General features: G+C 69.5%; 4 protein-coding genes and 1 pseudogene. All 5 read left to right on the plus strand.

The window, feature by feature from the left end; all coding sequences use genetic code 11:
- Positions 1-442: 442 nt before the first annotated feature.
- Positions 443-1,237: an inositol monophosphatase family protein gene (locus FV222_RS21660; RefSeq protein WP_147750173.1), complete on the plus strand. Its 795-nt coding sequence runs from the start codon at positions 443-445 to the stop codon at positions 1,235-1,237.
- A 70-nt stretch (positions 1,238-1,307) separates the two neighbouring features.
- Positions 1,308-1,850 carry an adenine phosphoribosyltransferase gene (locus tag FV222_RS21665; protein ID WP_147763207.1) on the plus strand — a complete coding sequence of 181 codons (543 nt, stop codon included), beginning with the start codon at positions 1,308-1,310 and terminating at the stop codon, positions 1,848-1,850.
- A gap of 194 nt (positions 1,851-2,044) precedes the next feature.
- A complete protein-coding gene (rpmH, locus tag FV222_RS21670) occupies positions 2,045-2,179 on the plus strand; it encodes a 50S ribosomal protein L34 (RefSeq protein ID WP_082643292.1) in 135 nt (44 codons plus the stop codon).
- Between the two features lie 67 nt (positions 2,180-2,246).
- Positions 2,247-2,816 (plus strand): ribonuclease P protein component, encoded by a 570-nt coding sequence (gene rnpA, locus FV222_RS21675; RefSeq protein WP_147815612.1) that lies wholly within the window; start codon positions 2,247-2,249, stop codon positions 2,814-2,816.
- Positions 2,806-3,020 (plus strand): annotated as a pseudogene (locus FV222_RS21680) (membrane protein insertase YidC); the annotation flags it as partial. The gene rnpA and the pseudogene FV222_RS21680, both read left to right, overlap by 11 nt.

Here is a 3,020-nt window from a genome sequence, read left to right on the forward strand (position 1 = left end):
ACCCCATCATGCGGCGGCCTCGCGCCGACCGCGAAGAGAAGCGCGTGACCCGCGGGAGCGATACAGCCGGAACCCAAAAACGTCGATCAGGAGAAGCTTGCCTCACGAACCCCAATCAGAGAAGACTCTCATGATCCGGCCGACCCCCTGGTATCTCCCAGGCGTTGTGGTCGACTAAAGTTAACAACCGATTTTATAAAAATTGCGATGATCAATTGTTTTTCGCAATGATGATATGACTGCAACGCTCGATAGAATTTCTACTTGGAATTTTACTACCTGCGCCGGCCGACCACATCGTGGCAGAACCGCAGCCGGCGTTCGGCGTGATCGGCTCCGCGACCGGCGGGGATGCCTGCCATCCCGGTTCCGGGGGTCGATTCCACGCCCCAGAGCGTTTAACGCGGCGTCCAACGACGCGCGAACGCTCAAGGCCCTCGACATGATCTCCTCACCCTTGATGACCGTGATGGTCGACGCCGTGCGCAAGGCCTCGAAGGGGCTGCGGCGCGACTACGGCGAGATCGAGAACCTGCAGGTCTCGCGAAAGGGCCCCGGCGACTTCGTCTCGGCGGCCGACCGCAAGGCCGAGGAGACCCTGCGCGACGCCCTGACCAAGGCGCGGCCGGGCTACGGCATGGTGCTGGAGGAGTCCGGCGTCGTCGAGGGCACCGACAAGAGCCACGTGTGGCACGTCGACCCCCTCGACGGCACCTCGAACTTCCTGCACGGCATCCCGCACTTCGCGATCTCGGTCGGGCTCGAGCGCGAGGGCCAGGTGGTCGCGGGCGTGATCTACGATCCCGTCAAGGACGAGCTGTTCGTCGCCGAGCGCGGCAAGGGCGCCTACCTCAACAACCGGCGCCTGCGGGTCTCGGGCCGGGTCGACATGGCCGACGCGCTCACCGCCTACGGCACGCCCTATCTCGGGCGCGGCAACCATCCCCGCCTGCTGCGCGAGGTCGCCGCGGTGATGGCGGTCTCCGGCGGCACGCGGCGGATGGGGTCGGCGGCCCTAGACCTCGCCTACGTCGCCTGCGGCCGGCTCGACCTGTACTGGGAGCGCGACCTGCAGACCTGGGACATCGCCGCCGGCATCATCCTGGTGCGCGAGGCCGGCGGTTTCGTCACCTCGGCCGACGGCGCCTCGGAGCCGCTCGCCGCGAAATCGGTGGCCTGCGGCAACGAGGGCCTGCACCGCGAGCTCGTCGCCATCCTACGCAAGGTCAACGGGTGAGCCGCGAACTGGCCAGATTCCGCGCCATCTGCTCTAAGCCGCCGATCATCACGAGGAAGGCCCGCCCGGCATGGAACGCCGCCACATCGCCCTGAAGGACTCGATCCGCTCGATTCCCGACTATCCGAAGCCCGGCATCGTGTTCCGGGACATCACCACGCTGCTCAGCGACCCGCGCGCCTTCCGCCGGGCGGTGGACGCGCTGGTGCACCCCTACGCGGGCGGACGGATCGATCAGGTCGCGGGCATCGAGGCCCGCGGCTTCATCCTCGGCGGCGCGGTCGCGCACCAGCTCTCGGCGGGCTTCGTACCGGTGCGCAAGAAGGGCAAGCTGCCCCACAAGACCGTCTCGATCGCCTACACCCTCGAATACGGCACCGACGAGCTCGAGATCCACGTCGACGCGATCAAGCCCGGCGACCGGGTGCTCCTCGTGGACGACCTGATCGCCACCGGCGGCACCGCCACCGCCGCGGTCAACCTGCTGCGCCAGATCGGCGCCGAGGTGGTCGCGGCCTGCTTCGTGATCGACCTGCCCGAGATCGGCGGCGCGCAGAAGCTGCGCGAGCTCGACGTGCCCGTGCGGACCCTGATGGAGTTCGAGGGGCACTGAGGCGCGCGTCGGGCATTGGGAAGCCCGCCGAAACGTTGACTCGGTAAATCCCATCCGCCATAAGCCGCGCAGTCGCGATGGCGCTCCGTTCGGGCGCCGTCCGCATGTGTATTCACACTTTAAAGACGCGTGAAGGTCGGGTGCGGCGATAGCCGCCCGCGAACGCGCCTCGACCTTTGGAGGCTTGCAGAGCCATGAAAAGAACCTACCAGCCGAGCCGTCTCGTCCGTAAGCGCCGTCACGGCTTCCGCGCCCGCATGGCCACCGCCGGCGGCCGCAAGGTCATCGCCCGCCGTCGCGCGCACGGCCGCAAGAAGCTCTCGGCCTGAGCGTGACCGTCGCGCCGCCCTTCGCGGCGCGGATGGTGCCCGAGGCGTGAGCGAGGCCGAGCTTCCCATGCCTACAACGGACTCGCCGGCCACCCTCGCGCCCGCGGCGAACCCGCCGACGGTGTCACGTCTGAGGCGGCGGCCCGACTTCCTGGCGGCGGCCGACGGGCGCCGCTTCCACACGGAGCGCCTGACGGCGCAGGGTCGCGTGCGCGACGCAGGCGAGGTCCGGGACGGCGAATCGATCGCTGGCCTCCATCTCGGCTTCACGATCACCAAGCGGGTCGGCCATGCCACCGAGCGCAACCGCATCCGCCGGCGCCTCCGCGCCGCGGTCGCCGAACTCGGCCCCGAGCTCGGTGCGGTCCCGGCCGACGTCGTGCTGATCGCCCGCCGTCCGGCGATCGACGCCGCGTTCGACACCCTCAAGGACGACCTGCGCCGGGCGATCCCCGCGGTGGCCAAGCCCCGCGGGCCGAACGCGCACCCCCGTTCGCCGCGCCCGCCCAAGCCCGGCGCCACGAAAGGCCGCGGCAAGGGCCCTTCGACCTCCCGACCTTCCGATCGCGCTGCGGCACCAGCCCGTGCGCCCTCAGCAACCTCGAACGCGTGCGACGGTGGCCCCGATGGGCAATGACAAGACGAACATGTTCGTGGCCATCGCCCTGTCGCTGGTGGTGCTGCTCGGGTGGAACTACTTCGTCGCCGCGCCGCGCGTCGAGCAGCAGCGCCAGGCCAACCTGCAGAACCAGGCTGCCCAGCAGAGCCCGGGCGTGACGCCTGACGGCGTGCCGTCGCCCAGCCCGAAGGAGGGCGGCCCGGCCGCCCCGGTGGCCGGCAC

Source organism: Methylobacterium sp. WL103, assembly GCF_008039885.1.
Lineage (GTDB): Bacteria > Pseudomonadota > Alphaproteobacteria > Rhizobiales > Beijerinckiaceae > Methylobacterium > Methylobacterium cerastii.